We start from the raw sequence: 25,365 nt of genomic DNA, 5'->3' as shown, positions 1-25,365 counted from the left end.
AGCCAAAACTGACACACGATGAGCGGCCCGAGCCGCTTCGCTGGCCGCTCATCCGACCGCGCCCTCCATCTGCAGCTCGATGAGCCGGTTGAGCTCCAACGCATACTCCATGGGCAGTTCCTTGGCGATCGGCTCGATGAAGCCGCGCACGATCATCGCCATCGCCTCGTCCTCGGTGAGGCCGCGCGACATCAGGTAGAACAGCTGGTCATCGCTGATCTTCGAGACCGTCGCCTCGTGCCCCATCGACACGTCGTCCTCGCGGATGTCGACGTACGGGTACGTGTCCGAACGGGAGATCGTGTCGACGAGCAGCGCGTCACACTTCACCGTCGACCGGGAGTGGTGCGAGCCCTCCAGGACCTGCACGAGACCGCGGTAGCTCGTCCGGCCGCCGGCACGGGCGATCGACTTCGACACGATGGTGCTCGACGTGTGCGGCGCGGCGTGCACCATCTTGGCGCCCGCGTCCTGGTGCTGCCCCTCGCCGGCCATCGCGACCGACAGGACCTCACCCTTGGCGTGCTCGCCCAGCATGTACACCGCCGGGTACTTCATCGTGACCTTCGAGCCGAGGTTGCCGTCGATCCACTCCATGGTCGCGCCCTCGTGGCACACGGCCCGCTTGGTGACCAGGTTGTAGACGTTGGTCGACCAGTTCTGGATCGTGGTGTACCGGCAGCGGGCGCCCTTCTTCACGACGATCTCCACGACCGCGGAGTGCAGCGAGTCGGACGAGTAGATCGGCGCGGTGCAGCCCTCGACGTAGTGGACGTACGCGTCCTCGTCGACGATGATCAGCGTCCGCTCGAACTGGCCCATGTTCTCGGTGTTGATCCGGAAGTACGCCTGCAGCGGGATCTCCACCTTCACGCCCTTGGGCACGTAGATGAAGCTGCCGCCGGACCACACCGACGTGTTGAGCGAGGCGAACTTGTTGTCGCCGACCGGGATCACGGTGCCGAAGTACTCCTTGAACACGTCCTCGTGCTCACGCAGCGCGGTGTCCGTGTCGAGGAAGATGACGCCCTGCTCCTCGAGATCCTCGCGGATCTTGTGGTAGACGACCTCCGACTCGTACTGCGCGGCGACACCGGCGACGAGGCGCTGCTTCTCCGCCTCGGGGATGCCGAGCTTGTCGTAGGTCGCCTTGATGTCGTCGGGAAGGTCTTCCCAGCTCGCCGCCTGCTTCTCGGTCGAGCGGACGAAATACTTGATGTTGTCGAAGTCGATGTGCGACAGGTCCGCGCCCCAGGCCGGCATCGGCTTGCGGTCGAACAGGCGCAGGCCCTTCAGGCGCAGGTCGAGCATCCACTGCGGCTCGCTCTTCTTCGCCGAGATGTCGCGCACGACGTCCTCGTTGAGGCCGCGGCGTGCCGCGGCACCGGCGCTGTCCGAGTCGGCCCAGCCGTACTCGTACCGGCCGAGACCGGCAAGCTGATCGGCGGTGGTCATCTCACGTTCCTTTGCCTATTTTGCCGAATTTGACGGGCATTATCGGATCTGGCACCGGGGACCGGCGCCGGGATGTGCGTGGTGCAGACACCATCACCGTTGGCGATGGTCGCGAGCCGCTGGACATGGGTCCCCACCAGGCGGGAGATGACCTGGGTCTCGGCCTCGCACAGCTGCGAGAACTCGGCGGCGACGTGCGCCACCGGGCAGTGATGCTGGCACAGCTGGCCACCCGTGGCGATGGTGGTCGCGCCGGCGGCGTAGCCCTCCGCGGTCAGCGCCTTGGCGAGCGCCTCGGCGCGGGCGAGCGGGTCGTCGCCGGCCTCGGCCATGGCGGCCTTGCAACGCTCCTCGAGCCCGGCGACCTGCGCCATGGCGAACGCGGCGACCGCGGCCTCGCCGTGGTGCTCGGCAATCCATCGCAGCGCGGACGCGGCGAGGTCGTCATAGGTGTGCGGCAGCGTCTCACGCGCCGCCGCGGTCAGCGTGAACACCCGCGCCGGCCGCCCGCGCCCGCGGCGCCCGCGGTCCGGCCGCTCCCGGCTCTCCACCAGGCCTTCGGCCAGCATCGCGTCGAGGTGCCGACGGATCCCGGCCGCGCTCAGCCCGAGAGCGAGCCCCAGCTCGGTCGCCGTCGCCGACCCCTGCTGCAGCAACAACTCCGTGACCCGGTCACGGGTGCGCACGTCGAGCGGCGGGCACGCGTCAGCGACGGCAGACCCCTGCTGCGCCACCTCCGCGTTTTTCACAACACCAACGTTACGTAATTCGTCTGACGCAGGCAAACCGCCCTACGGGTGATCCAACGCACGGAAGGTAAGGCTCCCCTTAGCTGAACGTCCGGCTATCGAGCAGGCCTTATAACGGTTCGTAGCGGCGCGACCATACTTATCGCTGTCCGATTAGGACGGCGGGAGTACGGTTGCTTTGAAAGCGGAGCGGCCACCGACACCGGCCCGTGACGCCTTTCGTGAAGCGCGACCCCGACCCGGTGCCGCCACCACCAACTCCCTCGACGTCGCCACCACCCGCACACCCGCGCGCGGTAGCAAGATCACGCTCGGACACGGCACCACCGAGCTCGGAACACCCTCCGACCTGCCCCCGTTGAGCAGCCCGACCAGCGGAGACGGGCGGCAGCGGCGGACCGGGACGGCGAACCCACCCACGGGCAGCCGCCCCACCACATGGACGTCCGGACAAGCACGTGGGCAGCCAGGACGAACATGTGGACAGCGGGACGTGGGTAGCGAGACGCGGGGTGGCGGAACGTAAGTAGCGGGACATGCGGGTGGCGGGACGTGGGGGTGGCGGCACGCGGAACGGCGGGACCAGCACGTGGACGACCGGACGGAGACGCGGGCGGTGGGACGGGCAGGGACGGCCAGACCAGCACGCCGGCAGCTGGGCCGGCTGCGGTGGGTCGCAGACGGTGGCGGCAGGCTCGGTGGCGTCGGGACGGACGGCGACGGGGCATCAGCGGTAGCGGGACGGTGGTGGGCGTCGGTGGCGGGCGTCGGGGGCGAGGCGCCGCCGGCGGGGCGGAAGTGGCGGGCGGCGGTGTGGGCCGGACCGCGGCGGGGGTGATATGTAGCCGCGCGTAGTATCGGCCGGGTGTTGGGGATGGTGTTGTCGCTGCTCGATCGGCCGGTGGTGCTGCGACGGGCGGCGCTCGCGTCGCTGGTGGCGAATATCGGGATCGTGTGCACGGGCGGGCTGGTCCGGCTGACCGGGTCGGGGCTCGGCTGCCCGACGTGGCCGCGGTGCACCGAGGAGTCGTACGTGACGACCCAGGCGATGGGGCATCACGGGATCATCGAGTTCGGCAACCGGACGCTGACGTTCGTGCTCGGGCTCATCGCCGTGGTCGCGCTCGCGGCGGCGTGGCGGCAGCGGCAGCGGGTGCCGGGGCTGCTCGCCGCGGGCGTGTGGATGATGGCGGGGATCGCGTTCCAGGGGGTGCTGGGCGGGATCACCGTGCGGATGGCGCTCAACCCGTGGACGGTGATGGCGCACTTCCTGGCGTCGATGCTGTTGATCGCGCTGGCGTACGTGTTCTGGCACCGCACGCGTGACGTGCCGCCGCGGTGGACCGCGCCGCGGGCGATCAGGAGCGCCGGGATCGTGATCACGGCGGTTTCGGCGGTGGTGCTGGTGCTCGGGACGGTCGTGACGGGCAGCGGGCCGCACTCCGGCGACACGAAGGCGGCGCGGACCGGGTTCGACCCCGCGACGGTGTCGCAATTGCACGGGGATGCGGTTTTTGTCCTGGTCGGGCTCACGATCGCGCTGTGGTTCGGCCTGCGGGCGCTGGGGGCGCCGCTGCGGGTCACCCGGGCCGCCGCCCTGCTGCTCGCCGTCGAGCTGGCGCAGGGAATTATCGGGTTTGTCCAATACTTTACGGGATTGCCCTGGCCGGTCGTGTTGCTCCACATGCTGGGCGCCTGCCTGGTCTGGGCGGCGACGCTGGGGTTGCTGCTGGCGGTGTCGCCCGGTCGCGCGCCGGCCGGTGGCGCGGCCACCGAAGATCAGCTGGTCCTCGACGCACAGCCTGACGCGAGCACCGCGTAACGCCTACGCCATCCACCCGGCAGCCAGCACCGCGTAAACGCCTATGCCGCCCACCCGACGGCGAGCACGGCGTAAGCGGCAGCACCGCGTAAGCGGCAGCACCGCGTGAAAGGAGCAGCGTGTGAAAGGCAGCAGCGCGTGAAGGGCAGCACCGCGTGAAGGGCTACGCCTGCCACTCGGCGGCGAGGACGGCGTACAGCAGGTCGTCGGTCCACTCGCCCTTCCAGTAGCTGGCCCGCACGAGCAGCCCCTCCCGGCGGAAACCGAGCCGCTCCAGCAGCCGGGCCGACCGCTCGTTGCGGGCGTCCAGCACCGCGTGCACGCGGTGCAGGCCCTCCTCGACCAGGAGGTGCCGGACGACCCGCCCGACCGCCTCGGTGGCGTAGCCCTGGCCCTGGAACGCGGGCGCGAACGTGAAGCCGATCTCCGCCTGCCGGCCGCCGTCGCCGCGGTTGACGCCCACGTCGCCGAGGAGCAGGCCGTTGTCGCGGCCCTCGACGGCGTACTGGAACCAGCCTTCCCGCTCGGGGTCCAGGCGTGCGGTCTCCGCGACGAAGGCGAGGGCGTCGCCGAGCGGATAGGGCGCGTCCCAGGACTGGTACCGGGCCACGTCCGGGTCCGAACGGTAGGCGGCGAGGGCGGCGGCGTCACCGCTGTGGAAGCGCCGCAGCAGCAACCGGTCTGTCTCCAGGAGCACGCACGAAGTGTAGTGCCAGACAGGCCGTGAGCAGAGCGATCATCGCCGATACGATCAGCCGGACGACGAAGACGTGCGGGCCGCCGTAGTGCAGGTTGCCGACGACGAACGCGCAGGCCGCGAACGTTTCGACGGCGCAGGACCAGAACAGCCACGGCCGCCGCGCCACGACCGGTGCGGCCCCGTGCCATTCCCTGACCAGATGGCGGCGTTGGACGTACCAGATGAACAACGGCAGCAGGAGCAGCGCGGCGTAGTCGCTGACGTCGCGCACCAGGCGCCACGACGCGATGACCTCGGGCTGCGGGTGGGTGACCAGGTCCCACAGCAGGTGGCTGGCGTCGCCGAGCAGCGCCGAGGTCGCAGTGACCCACCACCGGTGCCTGACCCGTCCCAGCACGCCGAGCTCCGGCAGCGACCCCGGAAGGTGCGCCGCGACGACGGGGGCGCCGAGGCGGATCAGCCACGCGGTGAACACGGTGACGGGCAGCCCCCACCAGAAGGCGGCCGCGATCGTGTGGCTGCGAATGGTGACGGCGTCGTCGAGCGCGTACGCGATGTCGGGTGCGGTGGCGCCGACGGCGAGCGCGACGCCGTCGAACCAGCGCGGCCGCCACAGCTTCAGGGGCAGGACCGCCAGGGGGTGGGTCGGCAGGGTCGATGGCACACCGCCGACCCTGCCGCACCGGCGGCCGGATCCGGCGGGCCTGCACCGCAGTTCCACACGACCTTCACGAATGTGGACGGGTCATGCAGAACTCGTTGCCCGCCGGGTCCTGCAGGACCGCCCAGCCGGTGCCGTCGGGCTCGCGGCGGTCGTCGGCGAGGGTCGCACCGAGCGCGAGCAGCCGTTCGATCTCGGCCTCGCGGTCCCGGTCGCCGGGCCGGAGGCACACGTGCACGCGGTTCTTCAGCGTTTTCGGCTCTGGTACCGCCTGGAAGTACCACCTCGGTCCGCTCTCCGGCTCGATGACGACCTCGGCGTCGCCCGGCGAGCAGTCGGGGTGGACGGGGTGGCCGATGACCTCGGCCCAGAATGTCGCGAGCGCGTACGGGTCGGCGCAGTCGAAAGCAACGTTGCGGAGAAATGACGCCATCCGCAAGACCTTAGCCCCATCTATTGCCGGGCTGTAAATTCATCTGCACGTTCTTTGTATACGAATCTTCATGTGTAACGCTACTGCAATGGGGCAACCGGAACCGCTCATCATGCAGATCTACTGCCGCCTGGAAGTCGCGGTCAACGACCCCGACGTGATCGCCAAACTGGCCGGTCAGCAGCTTCGCGAGGCCGATATCGACTGGTCACGCAAGGAAGAGGACCTCGAAGAGGCGGTCCACCAGCTCGAGTCGGACTTGCAAGAGGCATTGGCATGCGTCGTTGAGCAGCAGCGCATGACAGAGCATCTGCCCGGGGTGGAGCCGCGCGGCGGGCTGGTGTTCACGACGTTCGGCAAGCCCGACGACCGCTTCCGTCCCGGGTTCACCGACTTCCTCTAGCGCGTCCGCCCCGGTCCGCGATCCGGGGGCGGGCAAAGCGTGCCGCGGCCCGGGTGGTGGTGAGCCGGCGAGATCATGACCGTCGCCATGACCCGGGCCGCGCACGGGCGCACCGCGCGCCGGGGCGGACCGGCCGCGTTGCGAAAGCTCACGATGTAGGTCTGCGCCCCCGGCCTGCTCGATAGAGTCCACCAAGGTGAGCATGAAACCGTCCTCCTCCGCCCTGTTCGACGGCGTCCTGGCCCGCGGCGAGGTCGCGACCGCCGTCGGCGACGACGCGTGGCTGACCGCGATGCTGCAGGTGGAGGCGACGCTCGCCCAGGTGCAGGCGTTCAGCGGGCTCATCCCCCAGGCCGACGCCGACGCGATCGCCGGCTGCGCCCGGCCCGAGCACTTCGACGCCGCCGACCTCGGTGCCCGCGCCGCCGCCAGCGGCAACCCCGTCGTGCCGCTGGTCGAGCGGTTGCGGACGCTCGCCGGTCCCGCCGGGCCGTCCGTGCACCTCGGCGCCACCAGCCAGGACATCCTCGACACCGCCGGCATGCTCGTCGCCGCGCAGGCGCTGCGGCCGCTGCTCGCCGACCTCGCCGCCTGCGCCGACCAGGCCGCCCGCCTCGCCCGCGAGCACCGCGACACCCGCATGGTCGGCCGTACGCTGCTGCGCCAGGCCGTGCCGACCACGTTCGGCCTGAAGGCCGCCGGCTGGCTCACCGGCCTCGACGCCGCCCGCCGCCGGCTCGAACAGGTCCGGCGGGAGCGCCTCGCGGTGCAGTTCGGCGGCGCGGCCGGGACCCTCGCCCCGTTCGGCGACGACGGGCCGGACGTCGTCGAGTCCCTCGCCACGCTCCTCGGCCTCGCCGAGCCCGTCGTGCCCTGGCACACCGAGCGCACCCGCGTCGCCGAGCTGGCCGGCGCTCTCGGCGGCGCGGCCGGGACCGTCGCGAAGATCGCCCGTGACCTGACGTTGATGGCGCAGGACGAGGTCGACGAGGCCTCCGTCGCCGCCGGCTCGTCGGCGGCGCCGCATGATCGCAAGCCCGTCGCCGCCGTCTGCGCCCTCGGCAGCGCCGCGTCCGCGCCGGGCCTCGTCGCCGACCTCCTCGCCGCGATGGCCCACGAGCACGAACGCGCCGCCGGCGCCTGGCACGCCGAGTGGCGCCCCCTGCGCGAGCTGCTCGTCTGCACCGGCTCGGCCGCGTCGTGGCTGCGCGTGGCCCTGGAGCGGCTCCTCGTGCACCCCGACGTCATGCGCGCCAACCTGGCCCGCGCCACCACCGCGTCCGGGACGACCGACGATGCCGCCGATGCCGCCGGTGTACTGGTGGACCGCGCCCTCCAGGCACACACGAAGTCCCCCTGACGACTCCCCGCCCGCAGTCCTCACGACCCGTCACACCGCGCCGCGCCCTCGGATAGACGGTGCACTCACCACCTGAGCCCGCCAGATCATCTTGTGGGTGGATCGCGCACCGCCGATGGCACAGAAGCCACATACGGGGGCATTGACCAACGTCTGTCGCGGGGGTCGGAAGGCGCCTGGCGCACGACTACGGAATGCGATTCGCAGCTACGGGATGCGGCGTGCAGCTACGGAACGCGGCGCGCAGCCGCGATCATCCCAGCCGGCCCCGTCGCGGAGGGTCGGAAGGCGTCCGGCGCGCGGCTACGGGACGCAGCACGCAGCTATCCGGGATTCGGCGCGTGGCTGCCGGGATGCAGCACGCGGCTAACGGGATGCGGTTTCCGGAATGCGGCGCGCAGGCGCGATCCCATCGGCGCGGTATGCGCGGCCGCGCGGCGTGTGGTCGTGATCCCAGTCGGGATGGCACGCGCAGGTGTGGGGCGCGGAGCGATGCGGTGGGGCGCGGAGCGATGCGGGAGGGGCGCGGAGCGATGCGGGAGGGGCGCGGAGCGGTGCGGGAGGGGCGCGAGTGAGAAGGCCCCGCCGCAAAGCGGCGGGAATTACAGCGTGCCGAAGACGCGGGTGGCGGACTCGGCGGCGGTGATGGTGGAGAGGTGGGACGGGCCGGGGCACAGGATGATCGAGGCGCCGACCGACAGCGGGGCGAGGAGCCACTTCACCGGGTGCTCGTGCTCGCTGGTGTCGACGACGACGCGGTCGCCGGGGCGGAGGTCCTGCCGGTCGGCGAGCTCGCGGGCGATGCTGCCCCACTGGCCGTAGGTGGTGCCGTCGCCGCTCGCCGCGGCGCCCGGCCGGATCAGGGCCGGCGCCGGGGTGGACGCCGGGTACGCGGCGACGGCGGTGTCGAAGTCGCGGTAGCCGAGCACATCACGCGGATCCCCGCTGGCCGAGCCAGCCGCCGGGGTGCCGAAGACGAAGCGGTGCGGGGCCTCGGGGACGGACTCCAGCCAAGAGCCGAGCCGGTCGCGGGCGGCGAACACCACGTCGAACGGCACGCCCGCGTCAGGGCCCACGTCGGGCAGTCCGGCGGTCGCGGCCAGGTGGAAGGAGACGGTGACGCCGAGGGACCAGGCGCCCAGCAGTGCGGCAGCGGTGCGCCAGTGCGGCGGGAGCAGGGCGGCGGCGCGGCTGCCGGGGCCCAGCCCGCAGTCGTGCAGCAGCCCGGCGGTGCGGGCGGCCCAGCCGCCGAGCTGCGCCGCGGTGAGAGCGGTGCGCCGCCCGTCGGCCTCGTAGTGGACGAGCAGCGGCACGTCGGCGCCGGCGACGCCCGCCGGCGGGAGCAGCTCGGGAAGCACAGAGACACCATAGCCCCCGTCCGAGCACGGTGACGGCCTCGGAGCGGGCCGCTGCGGGGACGTCGACCAACGCCGTCGCCGGGGGCAGCGGGAGCCGTCCGGACCCAGTGCGCGCCCGCACTCGCACCGCACCCCGATGAGCATCCCCGCGAATGGCCGCAGGGCTAACCGGAGCCCGTAGAGGACTCGGAACGGCGGCCACCGGATGCGGCGCTTGGCCTGCCTCGCGTCTCGGCGCGGGCAGTGCGTCGCGGAGCGGCGCATTGGGGTGCGGGTGAGCATCCCCGCCGGGCCCCGCCGCGGCAGCGGTGGGGGGAATCACAGCATGGTGACGGCTTCGGAGCGGGCCACCTCAGGGGCGGTCGGGGGGAGGGACTCGTACTTCTTCAGGACGGCGTGGACGACGAAGACGTACGGGGTCTGCGAGATCAGGCCCGTGACCGTGGTCGTGACCCGGGTGCAGCCTTTGCCGGGCGGGACGGTCTGCCAGGTCCAGCCGGGTTGCGGGCCGATGAGCAGTTCCTGGGACATGGCGGTCAGCTGGTAGGAGACGATGGACGGGTCGCCGATGTTCCACCAGCTGACGGTGGCGGAGGCAGTGCCGGGGACCACTTCGACGCCGTTGATGACGCCGGGGCGCACGACGCCGGTGCAGTCGGTCGGGCTCATGCTCGGGGTCGGGTAGCTGCGGCTGACCTTGGGCAGTGGCGAGATCGACGCGAGGGGGCCGCGGACGGGGGCGCCGGTGGTCAGGCCGGCCGACGGGTTGACCGCGTCGCCCTTCGAGTAGACGGTCTTCTGCGGCAGGTCGAGCACCTTGCCGCCCTGCTTCTTGTCGGTGTGGCCGGCGCCGGCACCGCCGAGGCCGGGCAGCACGGAGCAGCCGGCCACCCCGGAGAGCAGTGCCGAGGCCAGGACGAGCGCCGCGCCGAGCCGCCGTTTCACAAGGTGTTCATCGGCGGCCCGGGCGGGAAGCTTAGGTCGCCTCGATCGTGCCGGTGCCGACGAGGACGAGCAGGAGGACGCCGAGCGCGACGCGGTACACGATGAAGATGGTGTACGTGTGCCGCGCCACGAACTTCAGCAGCCATGCGACGGCCAGGTAGCCGACGGCGCCGCTGACGAGGGTCGCGGTGATCGTGGCGGGCCAGCCGACGCCGTTGGCGATGTTGTCGTGCTCGTCGGCGATCTGCAGGGCGCCGGCGGCGAGCAGCGCGGGGATGGACAGGAAGAACGACAGCCGGGTGACGGTGACCCGGTCGAAGTCGCGCAGCAGGCCCGCGGACATCGTCGCGCCGGAGCGGGAGACGCCGGGGATGAGGGCGAGGGCCTGCGCGGTGCCGATGATGAGCGTGTCCTTCCACGTGACGTCGGTCTCGTGGCGTTGCTGGGTGGCGGCGCGGTCGGCGAACCACATGACGCCGGAGAACACGATGAGCGCGCCGCCGACGAACCAGAGGCTGCGCAGGGTCGTCTCGACCTGGTCCTTGAAGAGCAGGCCGACGATCCCGACCGGGATGGAGCCGAGGATCACCGACCAGCCGAAGCGGTAGTCGAGGTTGTCGCGCCGGGTCTTGTCGAACAGGCCACGGAAGAAGGCGGGGACGATCCGGGCGATGTCGCGCCGCAGGTAGATGGCGGTCGCGAGGACGGCGCCGGTCTGGATGATCGCGGTGAACGCGGTGATGTCGGGGTCGTCGATCGAGTAGCCGAGGAGCTTCTCCAGGATCGTGAGGTGGCCGGTGCTGGAGATCGGCAGGAACTCGGTCAGTCCTTCGACGAAGCCGAGGAGGATCGCTTCGAAGATGTTCACGAGCGGCCGGTCAGACGCTCGGCGATGGCCCGGGCGAGCCGGTCGGGGGCGCCTTCGGCGGTGGTCAGGAACAGCGACGGCTCGGTGAGCTCGACCTCGATGACGACCGGCTCGCCGGACGGGGTCGGCAGCAGGTCGACGCGGGCGTAGAGCAGGCCGGTCCGGTCGAAGGGCAGCGCCGCGAGGACCCGTTCGGCGAGGTCGCGTTCCGCCGGTGACGGTGTCCTCGGAGTGATGGACTCCTCCTGGTACAGCGTCTCGACGCCCACGTCGGGGCCGGTGAGGATGGGGCCCTTGCGGATCGCGTGGCTGTAGTCGCCGGCGATGAACAGCAGGGCGGTCTCGCCGGCGGTGTCGACGTCGGCGAGGTACGGCTGGATCATGACGAGCCGTCCGGCGTCGTGCAGGCGCCGCACGTGCGCGGCGGCGAGGTCGGCCTGCTCGGGCAGCCGGTAGCGGCCGGTGTCGACGCTGCCGACGCTGACGGCGGGCTTCACCACGATCTCGGTGGCGGCCGTTGCGGTGATGTCGTCGAGCTCGATCGGGTCGCCGGGGTCGAGCCACCGCGTCGGGACGATGGGGATGCCTTTGTCGTGGAGTTCGCGGAGGTACCGCTTGTCGGTGTTCCACGCGATGACGTCGGCCGGGTTGGCGAGGCGGGGCACGGACGCGGCCCACGCGGTGAACTCCGCCCGCCGGGCCGGGTAGTCCCAGGTGTTGCGCACGACGGCGAGGTCGTAGGACGGCCAGTCGACGGCCGGGTCGTCCCAGACGGTGGGGACGGCGGTGACACCGGCGGCGGCGAGGGCCGGGACGAGGCTCTGGTCGTCCTCGTCGAGGTCGGGCAGTTTGGCGCAGGTAACGAGAGCGACCCGGGCACCGGCCCGGGTCGCGGAATATGACTGTTCGATGATCACGGAGCGAAGATACCGACCCTAGCGGGAAAGGACACGCCGCCCCATGGAGCGCCAGAGGTCGTTGCTGGGCCGCATCTGCTCGAGCAGCTCGCGCTCCCAGGCATTCTCGATCTTGACTCCGGCCTGCGCGCAGGCGGAGCGCGCGATGTCGGTGCCTTCCGCCATCTGGTCGCCCCAGACGCCGTCCTCCCCGACGAGCACGATGCGAGCACCGCGCCGGCCGACGTACTCGATGACTGCCTTGGCGCCGCCGTGGTCGTCCGCGAAGGACTTGATGCCGGAGATCAGGCTGCCCGGCACCGGGCGGCTCAGGGTCATCGTCGTATCGGAACCATCTGCCATGACGGCCACACTAAAGGGGTAACCCGCCGCTCGGGAGTGAACTGACGGTCTGATGTGATCGTAGTTACTGACAGGTTTAGTTCACCACGCGTTCGTTTTGCCCCGACAGAACCAGCTAAAAGCGGATATTCAGGCGCCCGGATCCGGGGGCAAACGAGAGACATGCATCACGTCACAACCCCTGGGGCGCGTTGTGCCAAAAATTCGGGCGTTTCCGGGTCAAGACACGTCCAAGCTCGACATTGGCGGCGCCTCCGGGGTCCCCCGGATGGTATCGATACGGGGCCGGCGGCAACCAGATCACTGGATGAAGACGTCTACTCCGACCGCCACGCACAACAGCGTGAGATACGTGACCGACCAGTGGAACAGCCGCATCGGCTTCAGCGGCTCGCCGCGGCGGGCCCGGCCGTCGAGGCGGTGCGCCTCCAGCAGCAGCAGCGCGCCGACGACGACCGCGACGACGCCGTAGACGGGTGTCATCCCGAACGGCCACAGCGCCACCGACGCGGCCACGGTCAGCCAGCTGTAGACGACCGTCTCCAGGCCGACGCGCCGCATGCTCGCCACGACGGGCAGCATCGGGATGCCGGCGCGGGCGTAGTCGTCCTTGAACTTGATGGCGAGCGCGTAGAAGTGCGGCGGCTGCCACAGGAAGACCACGGCGAACATGACCCAGGCCGGCCAGGCCAGCCCGCCGGTGACCGCGGCCCAGCCGATCAGCACCGGCGCCGCGCCACACGCGCCGCCCCACACCGTGTTCTGCGGCGTGGTGCGCTTCAGCCACATCGTGTAGACGAGGTCGTAGTAGGCGATCGCGCCGACGGTGAGCAGTGTGGCGAGCAGGTTGGTGAACGTCGCCATCAGCACCGTGGACAGCGCGGCCAGGATCAGCCCGAAGATCAGCACGGCCCGCGGGGTGATGCTGTGCGTGGCGAGCGGGCGGCGTGACGTGCGCTTCATCAGCGGGTCGATGTCGCGGTCGATGTAGCAGTTCAGCGCGTTGGCCGCGCCGGCCGCCAGGGAACCGCCGACCAGCACCACGGCGATCAGCCACAGCGACGGCAGGCCGCGCTCCGCGAGGAGCATGGCCGGGACCGTCGTGATGAGCAGCAGCTCGACGATGCGCGGCTTCGTCAGTGACACGTATGCCTTGACCACGGCGCCGAAGCCGGCGCGGCGGCCGGCCGCCTGCTGCTGCTGCTGTGCCCGGGCCAGTGCCGCTGCCGTCGTGGGGCGGACCGGCTCGGACGCGCTCTGGGAGACCGCACGGTCGACGAGCTGCGTCACGTCTGGGTTGCCACCTTCCCGGCATCGGCCGCACCTGGATCGCCTGCCTTGGGGCCGCGGCCGGGTGACGGCGCGTGGCGGCAGGGCGAGACCGAGGGTCCCGCCGAGACCGGCGGGCTCTCGCATCCTAGAACAGGATCAACGCAGGCCAGAGCGGGACCCCACCACATCGGCGGACGCCTCCGTCGCGGCGGCCGCCTGTACCGTCGCAGCAAAAGTTTCGCGCAGGGCTGAATCGATCCAGGTTTGGCGCCGGATCCGGGCATCCGCGCAGTCGCGTGCCGGTGAAGGTCGCGGCGGGCATCGACTACCGTTGCCGCAGGCAGTGTCGCCGATGTCCGAAACATGGTCGACTGCGCGTGGGCCTACCCATTCGTGGGTAGGGTCGTTCTGAAAGAGCCCCCGCAACACCGCTGATCAAACCCTCGTTCGACAGGAGCAGCACAGCCGTGAGCGCTGAAGAGGTCAAGGGTCCCGAGCTTTCCTGGTCCGACGTCGACCGTCGGGCGGTCGACACGGTGCGGGTCCTCGCCATGGACGCCGTCGAGAAGGCCGGCAACGGCCACCCCGGCACCGCGATGAGCCTGGCACCCGCGGCGTACATGCTGTTCCAGAAGGTCATGCGGCACGACCCGACCGACCCCAACTGGCTCGGCCGCGACCGCTTCGTGCTCTCCTGCGGGCATTCGAGCCTGACGCTGTACATCCAGCTGTATCTCGCCGGCTACGGTCTGAGCCTCGACGACCTCCGGTCGCTGCGGCAGTGGGGCTCGCTGACCCCGGGCCACCCGGAGCACGGGCACACCGCCGGTGTGGAGACCACCACCGGCCCCCTCGGCCAGGGCCTCGGCAACGCCGTCGGCATGGCGATGGCGGCCCGCCGCGAGCGCGGCCTCTTCGACCCCGAGCCGGCGACCGGCGACAGCCTGTTCGACCATCACGTCTACGTGCTGTGCTCCGACGGCGACATCGAAGAGGGCGTCACGCACGAGGCCAGCGCGCTCGCCGGCCACCAGAAGCTCGGCAACCTCGTCGTCATCTACGACGACAACGAGATCTCAATCGAGGACGACACCAAGGTCGCCAAGAGCGAGGACGTCGCCGCGCGGTATGAGGCGTATGGCTTCCACGTGCAGACCGTCGACTGGCGCGCCGGTCACGACGCCGGCGACGGTGTCTACGCCGAGGACGTGCAGGCGCTGTGGGACGCGATCCAGGCCGCGAAGGCCGAGACGGGTCGCCCGTCGTTCATCGCGCTGCGCACCATCATCGGCTGGCCCGCCCCGAAGAAGCAGAACACCGGCAAGATCCACGGCTCGGCGCTCGGCGCCGACGAGGTCGCGGCGACCAAGCAGGTCCTGGGCTTCGACCCGGCGCTGACGTTCGAGGTGGCCGACGACGTCCTCGCGCACGCCCGCGGCGCCATCGAGCGCGGCCGCGAGCTGCACGCCGAGTGGGACAAGGGCTTCGAGGCGTGGCGGGAGTCCGCCGGCGAGCGCGCCGAGCTGCTCGACCGCCTCCTCGCCGGCCAGCTGCCCGAGGGCTGGGAGAAGTCGCTGCCGGAGTTCCCGGCCAGCGAGAAGGGCATGGCGACCCGCAAGGCGTCCGGCGACGTGCTCGGCGCGCTCGCCCCGGTGCTGCCCGAGCTGTGGGGCGGCTCCGCCGACCTCGCCGAGAGCAACAACACCACGATGGAGGGCGAGCCGTCCTTCGTGCCCGCCGAGTACGCCACAAAGGCGTTCCCCGGCAACGAGTACGGCCGCACGCTGCACTTCGGCATCCGCGAGCACGGCATGGGCTCGATCCTCAACGGCATCAAGCTGCACGGCCCGACCCGGCCCTACGGCGGCACGTTCCTCGTCTTCTCCGACTACATGCGGCCCGCGGTGCGCCTCGCGGCCATCATGAAGCTCCCGGTCGTGTACGTGTGGACGCACGACTCGATCGGCCTCGGCGAGGACGGCCCGACGCACCAGCCGGTCGAGCACCTGACGGCGCTGCGCGCGATCCCCGGCCTGGCCGTGGTCCGCCCCGCCGACGCCAACGAGACCGCGTGGGCGTGGCGCCGGGCCCTCGAGGTCACCGACCACCCGGTCGCGCTGGCCCTCAGCCGGCAGAACCTGCCGACCCTGGACCGCGACGAGTACGCGCCGGCCGAGGGCACCGCCAAGGGCGGCTACATCCTCAAGGACGCCTCCGACGGCCAGCCGCAGGTGATCATCGTGGCCACCGGTTCCGAGGTGCAGCTCGCCGTCGCCGCGCAGCGGCGGCTCGAGGCCGAGGGCACCCCGACCCGCGTCGTGTCGATGCCCTGCCAGGAGTGGTTCATGGAGCAGGACCTGGCGTACCGCCAGCAGGTCCTGCCGAGCGGGGTCAAGGCGCGGGTCAGCGTCGAGGCCGGCATCGCCATGTCGTGGCAGCACATCATCGGCGACCACGGCGTGGCCGTGAGCATCGAGCACTACGGCGCGAGCGCCCCGCACACGGTGCTCTTCGAGCAGTTCGGCTTCACCACCGACAAGGTCGTCGCGGCCGCGCACGCCTCGCTCGCCAAGGTCGGCGAGATCACCGGCACCACCACGGGCAACTGAGACATCGGCATCTGAGTTAGAGGAGCACTGCGATGAGTTCCGATCGGCTGGCCGAGCTCTCCGCCGCAGGTGTGGCGGTCTGGCTCGACGACCTCTCCCGCGCCAGACTGAGCGGCGGCGGCCTCGACAAGCTGCGCCGCGAGCAGCACGTCGTGGGAGTCACCACCAACCCCACCATCTTCGCGAAGGCGCTGACCTCCGCCGAGGACTACGCCGACCAGGTCAAGGACCTCGCCCTGCGCGACGCGCAGGTCAACGAGGCGATGCGCGCGCTCATGACGTATGACGTGCGCTGGGCCTGCGACGTCATGAAGCCCGCCGCCGACGCCAGCAAGGGCATCGACGGCCGGGTGTCGATCGAGGTCGACCCGGGCCTCGCCGCCGACACCGCCCGCACCGTCGCCGAGGCGAAGGCGCTGTGGTGGCTCGTCGACCGCGACAACCTGTTCATCAAGATCCCAGCGACCAAGGAAGGCCTGCCGGCGATCACCGCCGTGCTCGCCGAGGGCATCAGCGTCAACGTGACGCTGATCTTCTCCCTGGAGCGCTACGAGGCGGTCATGAACGCGTTCTTCGCCGGCCTCGAGCAGGCGAAGGCCAACGGTCACGACCTCGCGAAGATCGGCTCGGTCGCGTCGTTCTTCGTGTCGCGCGTCGACACGGAGTACGACAAGCGGCTCGACAAGATCGGCTCCGACGAGGCGAAGGCGCTCAAGGGCAAGGCCGCCATCGCCAACGCGAAGCTCGCCTACAAGAAGTACGAGGAGCTGTTCTCCTCCGAGCGCTGGCAGGCCCTCGCCGACGCGGGCGCACACCCGCAGCGGCCGCTGTGGGCGTCCACCTCGACGAAGAACCCCGAGTACCGCGACGTCATCTACGTCGAGGAGCTCGTCGCGCCCGGCACGGTCAACACCATGCCGGAGGCCGTCATCCACGCGTTCGCCGACCACGGCGAGGTCCGCCTCGACGCGATCACCGGCTCCTACGCGGAGGCCCAGCAGGTCATGGACGACCTCGCCGCGATCGGCATCGACTACGACGACGTCGTGCAGGTCCTGGAGCGCGAGGGCGTCGAGAAGTTCTCCGTCTCCGGTAACGAGATGATCGAGACCGTCCGGACGGCCCTCGAAGCGGGCAAGTAGGGCACGCGATTTCAGTAGGCTGGCCATCTGGGCCGGCCGTCTCTTGGGGGGTGCGGGTGCCTGATCTTCTCGACGATGTCACCGCTGCGGCCGGACTCACGGTGTTCGGCGCCGCGGCCGTCGCCGGTGCGATCGACACCCGCGCCCTACCACGCTCCCCGCTCGACTGGTCCCCCGACTACGACGTGGTCCCCAGGGTCACCATGCTCCGCACGGAGCTGCGGGCCCTGAGCCTGGACCGCGTCGTCCTCGCCGGCGACGGGGCGCCGGCCCGCGCCGCCGACGCGATCGCCCGGACGCTCGGCGTGCCGCTGACCGTCCTGACCGGCACCGACCCGCACGGCATCGCCGCCGCCGTCGCCGGCCCGCTGCACCGCACCGTGGTCGTGCTCACCGCGGCGTCGCCGATCTCCGTCTCCCTGGCCGTCGACAGCCACCGCCGGGCGTTCCTGCAGGCGTTCGAGGACCAGGGGATCCACGACCTCGGGCGGCGGTTCGTGTTCGTCACCCGGCCCGGGTCGCCGCTCGCGACGACGGCGCTGGAGATGGGCGCGCAGCTGTTCCTCGCGCAGCCCGGCCCGCTGTCCGCGTATTCCCTGGTGCCGGCGGGTCTGGCCGGCGCCGACATCAACGAGCTCGTCGAGCAGGCGTTCGCCCTGGCCGAGCCGCCCCGCCGCACGTCGGCCGCCGGCTTCTCGCTGCCCTCGGCGGGGTTCTCTCCCCCGTCCGGGTCCACGCCGCCGTCCGGTGCACCGGAAGCGGCCGCCGACGACGCCGGGTTCGCGCATCCCGCGGTCGCGCTGGGGGCCGCGCTGCGGGCCGCCGTCGCCGCGGGGCGGGACAAGATCGCCCTGGCCGCCGACGGCAGCGGGCTGGTGGGGCTCGGCGAATGGGTCGCCGCGCTGCTCGACGGTGCCGGTGCCCGGGCCGTGCCGGTCGTCCTCGAGACGCCGAGCAGCTGGGGGCACGAAGGACCCGACGTCCTCAGCGTGACCACGGGCGGGCCGCTCGTGCCCGGCGTCATGCCCGGCGGAGGGATCAATCCCGACCTGGCCGTCAACGGGCCGCTCGGGGTGCAGCTGCTCGTCTGGGAGCAGGCCCTCACGATCGCCGGGCTGATCGGCACCGGGCAGGCGGACGCCGAGCCGGCCCGCTCCTCCCCCGCCGGCTTCGGCGCGGCCGGTTCCACACCCGCCGGCGGTTTGGCGTCCGGCGGTGGGGGGCACGGTGGTGATGATCCGTCGTCACACGAAGGGGTGCTGCGGGTGCTCGACACCGGGGTGCCGCCGCAGGTGCCGGCGTTCGTCGAAGGCGCCGTGGAGGTCCACGGAGCCGTGGCCGCGACGACGTTGATCGGGGCGATCGACGAGTTCGCACGGTCGGTCCCGCCCGGGGCGGCACTCACCGTGCTGGCGCACCTCGACCGGACCGCCGACGCCGCCGCGCTGGACGTGCGGACCGGGCTCGCCGGCCGCGTCGACCGGTCCGTCCGCCTCGCTTGGGGCGGTGACGTCCGCCTCGCCTCGGACGGCGACGTCGTCCAGGCCGCGACGGGTGTCGGTGGGTCAAGCCGTACATCAGCGGCCAACGTCATCCAGATCACCGGCGCCGTCCCGAAGGACCTCCGGGTCCCCGGACGCCCCTACACGTTCGGCGAGCTGCAGGCCGCCGAGGCCGCCGACGACCGGCAGGTCCTGCTGGAGCGGGGCCGGCCGCTGCTGCGACTGCACCTGACCGACCGGAAATCCGGTATCGACCAACTGTTGGCCGCCCTCGGAGGGTGAGTGTGATGACCAATCCCTTGCGGGACCCGCAGGACCGGCGACTGCCTCGGATCCCCGAGCCGTGCGCGCTGGTCATCTTCGGCGTCACCGGTGACCTTGCCCGCAAGAAGCTCATCCCGGCTGTGTACGACCTGGCCAACCGAGGTCTGCTGCCGCCGAGCTTCGCGGTGCTCGGCTTCGCGCGGCGCGACTGGGGCGACGGCGACTTCGAGGACCTCGCCCGCAAGGCCGCGCAGAACGGCGCCCGCACCACGTGGCGGGAGGAGGTGTGGTCGCGCCTCGCCGGCAACATCAAGTTCGTGCCCGGCTCGTTCGAGGACGACGCGGCGTTCGACCACCTGGCGCAGACCCTCGACGACCTGCACGACGAGTCCGGCATCCCCGGCAACGCGGCGTTCTACCTGTCGATCCCGCCGTCGGCGTTCCCGGTCGTGCTCAAGCAGCTCGAGCGCACCGGCATGTCCGACAACGCGAAGTCCGGCGGCTGGCGCCGCGTCGTGGTGGAGAAGCCGTTCGGCTACGACCTGGTGTCGGCGCGGCAGCTCAACGACCTCGTCGACGACGCGTTCACCGCGCAGGACGTGTTCCGCATCGATCACTACCTGGGCAAGGAAACCGTCCAGAACATCCTGGCGCTGCGCTTCGCCAACAACCTGTTCGAGCCGGTGTGGAACTCCAACTACGTCGACTCGGTGCAGATCACGATGGCCGAGGACGTCGGCATCGGCACCCGCGCCGGGTTCTACGACACCGTCGGCACCGCCCGCGACGTCGTACAGAACCACCTGATGCAGCTGCTCGCGCTGGTCGCGATGGAGGAGCCCACGGCGTTCGACGCGACCGCGATCCGCACCGAGAAGCTCAAGGTGCTCAACGCGATCACCGTGCCGACCGACGTGTTCACCAACACGGTCCGCGGGCAGTACCTCACCGGCTGGGTCGCCGGCGAACGCGTCCCCGGCTACCTGGAGGAGAAGGACGTCCCCGCGGAGTCGAAGACGGAGACGTACGTGGCGATCCGCCTCGGCGTCCAGAACCGCCGCTGGGCCGGGGTCCCGTTCTACATCCGCGCCGGCAAGCGCATGCCGCGGCGCGTCACGGAGCTCGCGATCTCGTTCAAGAAGGCGCCCCACCTGCCGTTCCACCAGGCCGACGTGGAGATGCTCGGCCACAACCAGCTGGTCATCCGGGTGCAGCCCGACGAGGGCGTGATGCTGAAGTTCGGCTCGAAGGTGCCCGGCACGACCATGGAGGTCCGCGACATCGCGATGGACTTCCAGTACGGCGAGGCGTTCACCGACGCTTCGCCTGAAGCCTATGAGCGGCTCATCCTCGACGTCCTCGTCGGCGACAAGACCCTGTTCCCCGACTCGGCCGAGGTCGAGGCGAGCTGGAACGTCATCGACCCCCTGGAGGAGGCGTGGAAGGGCTCGACGCCCGAGCCGTACCGCGCCGGCGAGTGGGGGCCGCGAGCAGCCGACGAGATGCTGGCCCGCGAGGGCCGCGCCTGGCGCCGGGCCTAGGTTTCTTCGAAGGGGACTGGTCATGATCGGACTTTGGGACACCACCGGTATCGAGGTCGTGAAGGCCCTGGCGAACGAGCGGCGCAGCGCCGGCGGGCTCACCAGCGGCCTCGCTCTCACCCTCGTGGCCGTCGTCGACGAGCGGCAGGTCCGGGAGGCGGAGGCCGCCGCGACCATCGCCGCGTCCGCGCACCCGTGCCGGCTGCTCATCATCGTGCGCGCCGACGTCACCCAGCAGCGGTCCCGCCTCGACGCGGAGATCGTCGTCGGCGGGCGGCTCGGGCCGTGCGAGGCCGTCGTCATGCGCATGCAGGGCCGCCTCGCGCTGCACGCCGAGTCGGTCGTCATGCCGCTGCTCGCCCCGGACGTGCCGGTGGTGACCTGGTGGCAGTGCACGCCGCCGGAGCGGATCGCGTACGACCCGCTGGGCGTCGTCGCGGACCGCCGCATCACCGACAGCGCCCAGGCACCCGACCCCGTGGACGCGCTGCGCATCCGCGCCGAGGACTACGTGCCCGGCGACACCGACCTGGCCTGGTCGCGGATCACCCCGTGGCGCACGCTGCTCGCCGGCGCCTTCGACGCGACCCGGGTCGGCGTCAGGTCCGTCGAGATCATCGCCCCCGACCTCGACCCCACGGCGCCGCTGCTCGGCGGCTGGCTCGAGGCCCGCCTCGGCGTCCACCCGACCCGCAGGCCCGGCTCCGGCAAGATCATGGAGGCGGTGAACCTGGAACTCGCCGACGGCAGCAGCATGAACCTCATCCGCGACCTGAACGCGGGCATCGCCACCCTCAAGCGCACCGGCCAGCCCGACCGGATCCTGCCGCTGAGCCGGCGCCCGCTCGGCGAGGAACTGGCCGAGGAGCTGCGCCGGCTCGACCCTGACCAGCCGTACGCGGCCGCGCTCGCCGCCGCCACCGGCAAGCAGCACCTCGACGAGCGCGGGGCGCCGCGGGTGCACATCTGGAAGGACCCGGCGCTCGCCGAGCGCCCGGAGGCCGCCGCGTCCTCGTCCTTGGAGTCTGTCGCTTCATGACCGTCGTCATTCACGATGACCCGAAACTGCTGGCCGAGGCGACCGCCGCCCGCCTGATCGTCCGGCTCACGGACGCGCAGGCGGAGCGGGGCGTCGCGTCCCTCGTCCTCACCGGCGGCCGGATCGCCGCGCAGATCTACGCCGCGGTCCTCGCCAGCCCGGCCCGCGACGCCGTCGACTGGTCGCGGATCGACTTCTGGTGGGGCGACGAGCGGTTCCTGCCGTCCGGCGACCCCGACCGCAACGAGACCCAGGCCAGGGCGGCGCTGCTGGACGGCCTGCCGGTCGACCCGGCCCGCGTCCACCCGATGCCCGCCTCCGACGGCCCGCTCGGCGACGACGCCCCCGCCGCGGCGGCGTCCTACGCCCGCGAACTCGCCGCCTCCGCCGCCGCTTCCGGTGGCCTTGTCGGCGGCGGTGCGGCGGGCCTCGGGGCGGCGGGCGCGGCCGCGGCTGCCGCGGGCGCACCCGGACTCGCGGCGGCCGGAATGGCTGCCGTTGATGCCGCCGCCGTCGGGTCGATCGGGCCTGCCGGGTCCGCTGAGTCGGATGGCGCTGCCGGGTTGCCGCGGTTCGACGTGGTGCTGCTCGGCGTCGGCGAGGACGGCCACGTGGCGTCGGTGTTCCCCGGCCACCCGGTCATCGACGAGACCGGCCCGACCGCCTCGGTGCACGACAGCCCGAAGCCGCCACCGGTACGCGTCACACTGACCCTCCCGGCCATCAACACCGCCGCCGAGGTCTGGCTGATCGCCGCGGGCGACGGCAAGGCCGACGCGGTCCGCGAGGCCCACACGGCCACACCAGCCACCCTCCCCGCCGCCCGCGTCCGCGGCGAACACCGGACCCTCTGGCTCCTGGACCGCGCCGCCGCCGCTTCCCTCCCCGCCTGACGCCGCCTTCCCTCATGATCCGGAAGATTTTGTGTCGCTCCGGCAGCGCAAACTCTTCCGGATCACAGCGGACAGCACCACAACCCGGGCGCCCTGCTCATGATCCGGAAGGATTCTTGTCGCCATAGGCGCAACACGTCTTCCGGATCACGGCGTACACCATCGACACGCCAGCAAGCGCGACCCAGCCCGCCGACTCTCGTGATCCGGAAGACTTTGTGTCGCCCCAACAGCACAAACTCTCCCGGATCACAGCAGAGAGCACCACAACCCGGGCGCCCCGCTCATGATCCGGAAGAGTTCTTGCCGCCAAAGGCGCAACACGTCTTCCGGATCACGACGTACACCACCGGCACGGCGGCAACGTGGCTCGGGCCGGGGTTTGTCAGGCGCGGCGCTGGCGGAGGCGGGCCAGGGCCTCGGCCAGGATGGCCTCGCCGTCCTCGTCGGAGCGGCGCTCCTTCACGTAGGCGAGGTGGGTCTTGTACGGCTCGGTGCGGGGCCGCTCCGGCGGCGCCTGCTCGTCCTGGCCGGCGGGGAGCCCGCACCGGGGGCAGTCCCAGGTGACTGGGGGCGTGATCTCGGCGGCGAAGGCGGGCTCGGTCAGGTGACCGTTGGCGCACCAGTAGGTGACGCTGCGACGGGCCGCCTGCTCACCGCGCTCGGCCCAACGCATAGGGCCGGAACCAACTCGGGTCCCGCGGATGGCGTTACCAGCTGCCACGGCTGCTCGCTCCTGTTCGTCGGGGGGTGCGACGTCGTGCGGAGGCAGGAGTGTGGGCGAAAAACACCTGCGCGCAGCCCGTCAAACGGACCGCGCGCATGAGTCTAGAACGCGGAGCGTGCTCAGGCACCACCGTTTTGAACAATTTTCAGCCAGAGGCCAAGACCAACGATGCAGGCGAACCAGATGATGCCGACCAGCAGCGTGTAGCGGTCGAGGTTCTTCTCGGCGACCGACGAGCCGGCGAGGCTGGACGAGACGCCGCCGCCGAACATGCTCGACAGGCCACCGCCCTTGCCGCGGTGCAGCAGCACGAGCATGGTGAGCAGCACGCTCGTGATGATGAGCAGCACGATCAGGGTGTAGGCGAACGCCGTCATGGCGCGGTCGTCCTCTCGGTGGGCGGACAAGCGGTGCAGAGCAGAAGCCAGCTTACTGGACTATGCGAGTCCGAGGGCACACAGGTCCGGCTGCCCGAACTGCGGGTGGATGAAGCCGCCCCGCACGTTCGTGCCGGACATGCGCAGCGCCTTCATGTAGATGATCGGGATCGCGGCGGCCTTGCTCGCGATCTTCTCGTCGAGCTCGCCCCAGAGGAGGTACTGGCGCTCCGGCACCGACTCCTCCAGCGCCGCCGTGATGTCGTTGTTGATCTCGGCGTCGTTGAGCAGGGCGTAGTTCTGGTTGTTGGTCGCGTTGGCCTTGGTGGGGATGAGGCGGCCGTCGAACAGCGGCGGGATGACCGCGGAGCCGTTGGCCCAGTCGGGGATCCAGCCGGCCCAGAGCAGGTCGTTGGTGTTGGCCGGGTTGCCGATGACGTCGAAGTACGTCTCCGGGTCGATGCCGTTGACCTTGAGCTGGATGCCGATCTGCTGGTACGTCTCGACCATCGTCGTGGCCAGGCGGCGGATGTCCTTCTGCTCCGGGATCGCCAGGGTGAGCGTCGTGGCGCACGGCTTGCCCTTGTTGCGCTGGTCGTCCATCAGCTTCAACGCCACGTCCGGCTTGCCCTCGACGTTGGCGGTGCTGTCGTACAGGTCGAAGTCCTTGTGGGCCTTCAGCTGCGGGGCGATCATCGTGTTGGCGTAGTCGCCGAAGACGGAGCCGCCCATCGCCGCGCGAAACTTCCGCTTGTTGAAGGCGAAGACCAGCGCCCGCCGGCAGTCCAGCTCGGGGATGCGCTTGGTGTTGACCGACAGGTACCGGATGCCGCCGTAGCTGCCCTGCACGGCCCGTGCGGACAGGCCGGAGTCGTTGACGACCTGCTGCACGAAGTTCGGCGCGACGTTCTTGTCCAGGTCGATCGTCTCGGCCCAGTCGCCCTCGCTCTGGATCAGGTTCGACGTGACGGTCGGCAGGTCACCGTTCGCCTGGATGATGATCTTGTCCGGGTACGCCTTGCGGACACTGTCGGTCTTGCGGTCCCAGTACTGGTTGCGGACGTACACGAGCTGCTGGTCGGTGCTCTCCTGCAGCTTGTACGGGCCGTTGGAGAACGGCTTCTTGTCGTACTCGCCCTTGGTGTCCTGCTTGGCCTGGACCGGCGCGAACACCGACATCGCCGCGGTGTAGCCGAAGTCGCCGACCGGCTGGGACAGCGTGAACTTGATGTTGCGGTTGTCGACGCACTGCACGGACTGCAGGCCCTTGCCGTTGTTGTTGCCGCCGACGAACGGGCCCGCGTAGCTCTCGGTGCCGGCGAGGTACGTCTTCGGGTACGGCTGGGCGACCGAGAACAGGCTCGAGAAGCTGCGCTCCACGCCGTACTTCACGTCGGCGCAGGTGATCGGGGTGCCGTCCTCCCAGCGCAGCTCGTCCCTGAGCTGGAAGTCCCAGACGCGGTTGCCCTCGCTGGGGCGGCCGGCGTCGGTGGCGAGGTCACCGACGATCTCGCTGGCGGCCTCGCCGGGCTCGGAGCGGAACGTGGTGAGGGTCCGGGTGGTGAGGCGACTGATGTTGGCCTCGGTCGCGGTCGCGATGCGCTGCGGGTCCAGGTGGGCCGGCATGGCGCTGACGACGACGCGGAGGGTCCCGCCGGTCTTCGGCGGCTGTGGGCGGTTCTCGGCGCCGGCGTCGCTGCAGGCCGCCGTCGCGAGCAGCGACAGGCCGGCCAACGACGCGACGAAACGCTTAGCGAGCATGCTCGGTCCCCACTCGTCATGGTCGGCCCGTTCGTGGCGGGCGGCCCTGGCTGTTGCTCCCGCGTCCGGCGCGGGGCTGCCCGCGCTGTGCGCGAGCGTGTCCGGCAACCCGGTGTCGGGGCTGCGGACCAGGCCACTTTAGGCGGCGTTCATGCCGGGCGGAACCGGGGGTGGGATACAAAACAGCGTCGCGCTCCGACCTCGGCCCCGCGATGGCCTACCAGG

General features: G+C 71.1%; 23 protein-coding genes. 9 read left to right on the top strand and 14 right to left on the bottom strand.

The window, feature by feature from the left end:
• Positions 1–48: 48 nt before the first annotated feature.
• On the bottom strand, positions 49–1,455 hold the full coding sequence (gene sufB / locus AB0I21_RS29925; RefSeq protein WP_360566129.1) for a Fe-S cluster assembly protein SufB: 1,407 nt from the start codon (positions 1,453–1,455) through the stop codon (positions 49–51).
• Positions 1,452–2,189 carry an ArsR family transcriptional regulator gene (locus AB0I21_RS29920; RefSeq protein WP_360566219.1) on the bottom strand — a complete coding sequence of 246 codons (738 nt, stop codon included), beginning with the start codon at positions 2,187–2,189 and terminating at the stop codon, positions 1,452–1,454. The genes sufB and AB0I21_RS29920 overlap by 4 nt, the downstream gene beginning before the upstream one ends.
• Positions 2,190–3,078: 889 nt before the next feature.
• Between AB0I21_RS29920 and AB0I21_RS29915 the strand changes: the two genes are divergently transcribed.
• The gene (locus AB0I21_RS29915) at positions 3,079–4,026 is read left to right on the top strand and encodes a COX15/CtaA family protein (protein ID WP_360566217.1); all 948 of its coding nucleotides are present in this window, start codon (positions 3,079–3,081) and stop codon (positions 4,024–4,026) included.
• A gap of 163 nt (positions 4,027–4,189) precedes the next feature.
• On the opposite strand, the gene AB0I21_RS29910 is transcribed toward AB0I21_RS29915, so the two are convergent.
• The 3 genes from AB0I21_RS29910 to AB0I21_RS29900 form a co-directional block, all read right to left on the bottom strand.
• Positions 4,190–4,723 (bottom strand): GNAT family protein, encoded by a 534-nt coding sequence (locus AB0I21_RS29910; protein WP_344502992.1) that lies wholly within the window; start codon positions 4,721–4,723, stop codon positions 4,190–4,192.
• Positions 4,674–5,390, bottom strand: coding sequence for a DUF4184 family protein (locus tag AB0I21_RS29905; protein WP_360566127.1), 717 nt, complete (start codon positions 5,388–5,390; stop codon positions 4,674–4,676). Before AB0I21_RS29905 ends, AB0I21_RS29910 begins: the two co-directional genes overlap by 50 nt.
• 64 nt (positions 5,391–5,454) lie before the next feature.
• On the bottom strand, positions 5,455–5,820 hold the full coding sequence (locus AB0I21_RS29900; RefSeq protein ID WP_360566125.1) for a VOC family protein: 366 nt from the start codon (positions 5,818–5,820) through the stop codon (positions 5,455–5,457).
• Between the two features lie 88 nt (positions 5,821–5,908).
• Here AB0I21_RS29900 and AB0I21_RS29895 point away from each other — a divergent pair, with 88 nt between their 5' ends.
• Positions 5,909–6,223 carry a hypothetical protein gene (locus AB0I21_RS29895; protein WP_344502995.1) on the top strand — a complete coding sequence of 105 codons (315 nt, stop codon included), beginning with the start codon at positions 5,909–5,911 and terminating at the stop codon, positions 6,221–6,223.
• Positions 6,224–6,425: 202 nt separating this feature from the next.
• Positions 6,426–7,583, top strand: coding sequence for a lyase family protein (locus AB0I21_RS29890; protein WP_360566216.1), 1,158 nt, complete (start codon positions 6,426–6,428; stop codon positions 7,581–7,583).
• Positions 7,584–8,185: 602 nt separating this feature from the next.
• Here AB0I21_RS29890 and AB0I21_RS29885 read toward each other — a convergent pair.
• From AB0I21_RS29885 to AB0I21_RS29860, 6 genes are all read right to left on the bottom strand, one after another.
• Positions 8,186–8,941 carry a TIGR03089 family protein gene (locus AB0I21_RS29885; RefSeq protein ID WP_360566123.1) on the bottom strand — a complete coding sequence of 252 codons (756 nt, stop codon included), beginning with the start codon at positions 8,939–8,941 and terminating at the stop codon, positions 8,186–8,188.
• A gap of 318 nt (positions 8,942–9,259) precedes the next feature.
• On the bottom strand, positions 9,260–9,886 hold the full coding sequence (locus tag AB0I21_RS29880; protein WP_360566121.1) for a fibronectin type III domain-containing protein: 627 nt from the start codon (positions 9,884–9,886) through the stop codon (positions 9,260–9,262).
• 31 nt (positions 9,887–9,917) lie between these two features.
• The gene (locus AB0I21_RS29875) at positions 9,918–10,754 is read right to left on the bottom strand and encodes an undecaprenyl-diphosphate phosphatase (RefSeq protein ID WP_360566119.1); all 837 of its coding nucleotides are present in this window, start codon (positions 10,752–10,754) and stop codon (positions 9,918–9,920) included.
• On the bottom strand, positions 10,751–11,665 hold the full coding sequence (locus AB0I21_RS29870) for a hypothetical protein (RefSeq protein WP_360566214.1): 915 nt from the start codon (positions 11,663–11,665) through the stop codon (positions 10,751–10,753). The genes AB0I21_RS29875 and AB0I21_RS29870 overlap by 4 nt, the downstream gene beginning before the upstream one ends.
• A gap of 24 nt (positions 11,666–11,689) precedes the next feature.
• Positions 11,690–12,013: a hypothetical protein gene (locus tag AB0I21_RS29865; RefSeq protein ID WP_344502999.1), complete on the bottom strand. Its 324-nt coding sequence runs from the start codon at positions 12,011–12,013 to the stop codon at positions 11,690–11,692.
• Between the two features lie 300 nt (positions 12,014–12,313).
• Positions 12,314–13,303: a heme o synthase gene (locus AB0I21_RS29860; protein WP_360566117.1), complete on the bottom strand. Its 990-nt coding sequence runs from the start codon at positions 13,301–13,303 to the stop codon at positions 12,314–12,316.
• Between the two features lie 449 nt (positions 13,304–13,752).
• Here AB0I21_RS29860 and tkt point away from each other — a divergent pair, with 449 nt between their 5' ends.
• The 6 genes from tkt to AB0I21_RS29830 are packed head-to-tail and all read left to right on the top strand — an operon-like array spanning position 13,753 to position 22,275.
• Complete coding sequence (gene tkt / locus AB0I21_RS29855) at positions 13,753–15,894, top strand: transketolase (protein WP_360566115.1); 2,142 nt, start codon at positions 13,753–13,755, stop codon at positions 15,892–15,894.
• A gap of 32 nt (positions 15,895–15,926) precedes the next feature.
• Entirely contained in the window at positions 15,927–17,036 is a 1,110-nt protein-coding gene (gene tal, locus AB0I21_RS29850) for a transaldolase (protein WP_360566113.1), read from the top strand.
• A 56-nt stretch (positions 17,037–17,092) separates the two neighbouring features.
• Positions 17,093–18,820 carry a glucose-6-phosphate isomerase gene (locus AB0I21_RS29845; protein WP_360566111.1) on the top strand — a complete coding sequence of 576 codons (1,728 nt, stop codon included), beginning with the start codon at positions 17,093–17,095 and terminating at the stop codon, positions 18,818–18,820.
• A gap of 5 nt (positions 18,821–18,825) precedes the next feature.
• On the top strand, positions 18,826–20,343 hold the full coding sequence (gene zwf, locus AB0I21_RS29840) for a glucose-6-phosphate dehydrogenase (RefSeq protein ID WP_344503004.1): 1,518 nt from the start codon (positions 18,826–18,828) through the stop codon (positions 20,341–20,343).
• Positions 20,344–20,365: 22 nt separating this feature from the next.
• On the top strand, positions 20,366–21,382 hold the full coding sequence (locus AB0I21_RS29835; protein ID WP_360566109.1) for a glucose-6-phosphate dehydrogenase assembly protein OpcA: 1,017 nt from the start codon (positions 20,366–20,368) through the stop codon (positions 21,380–21,382).
• The gene (locus AB0I21_RS29830) at positions 21,379–22,275 is read left to right on the top strand and encodes a 6-phosphogluconolactonase (RefSeq protein WP_360566107.1); all 897 of its coding nucleotides are present in this window, start codon (positions 21,379–21,381) and stop codon (positions 22,273–22,275) included. Before AB0I21_RS29835 ends, AB0I21_RS29830 begins: the two co-directional genes overlap by 4 nt.
• A 385-nt stretch (positions 22,276–22,660) precedes the next feature.
• Here AB0I21_RS29830 and AB0I21_RS29825 read toward each other — a convergent pair whose 3' ends face one another.
• The 3 genes from AB0I21_RS29825 to AB0I21_RS29815 form a co-directional block, all read right to left on the bottom strand.
• On the bottom strand, positions 22,661–22,999 hold the full coding sequence (locus AB0I21_RS29825) for an RNA polymerase-binding protein RbpA (protein WP_360566105.1): 339 nt from the start codon (positions 22,997–22,999) through the stop codon (positions 22,661–22,663).
• Positions 23,000–23,121: 122 nt separating this feature from the next.
• Entirely contained in the window at positions 23,122–23,379 is a 258-nt protein-coding gene (gene secG / locus AB0I21_RS29820; protein ID WP_344503009.1) for a preprotein translocase subunit SecG, read from the bottom strand.
• Between the two features lie 60 nt (positions 23,380–23,439).
• Positions 23,440–25,140, bottom strand: a complete 1,701-nt coding sequence (locus tag AB0I21_RS29815) for an ABC transporter substrate-binding protein (protein ID WP_360566103.1) — start codon at positions 25,138–25,140, stop codon at positions 23,440–23,442.
• Positions 25,141–25,365: the final 225 nt, after the last annotated feature.

The sequence above is a fragment of the Dactylosporangium sp. NPDC050588 genome, from assembly GCF_040654975.1.
GTDB classification, from domain to species: Bacteria; Actinomycetota; Actinomycetes; order Mycobacteriales; family Micromonosporaceae; genus Dactylosporangium; species Dactylosporangium maewongense.
Note: the sequence above shows the minus strand (reverse complement) of the source record. Positions and strands in the feature narration are given on the sequence as shown.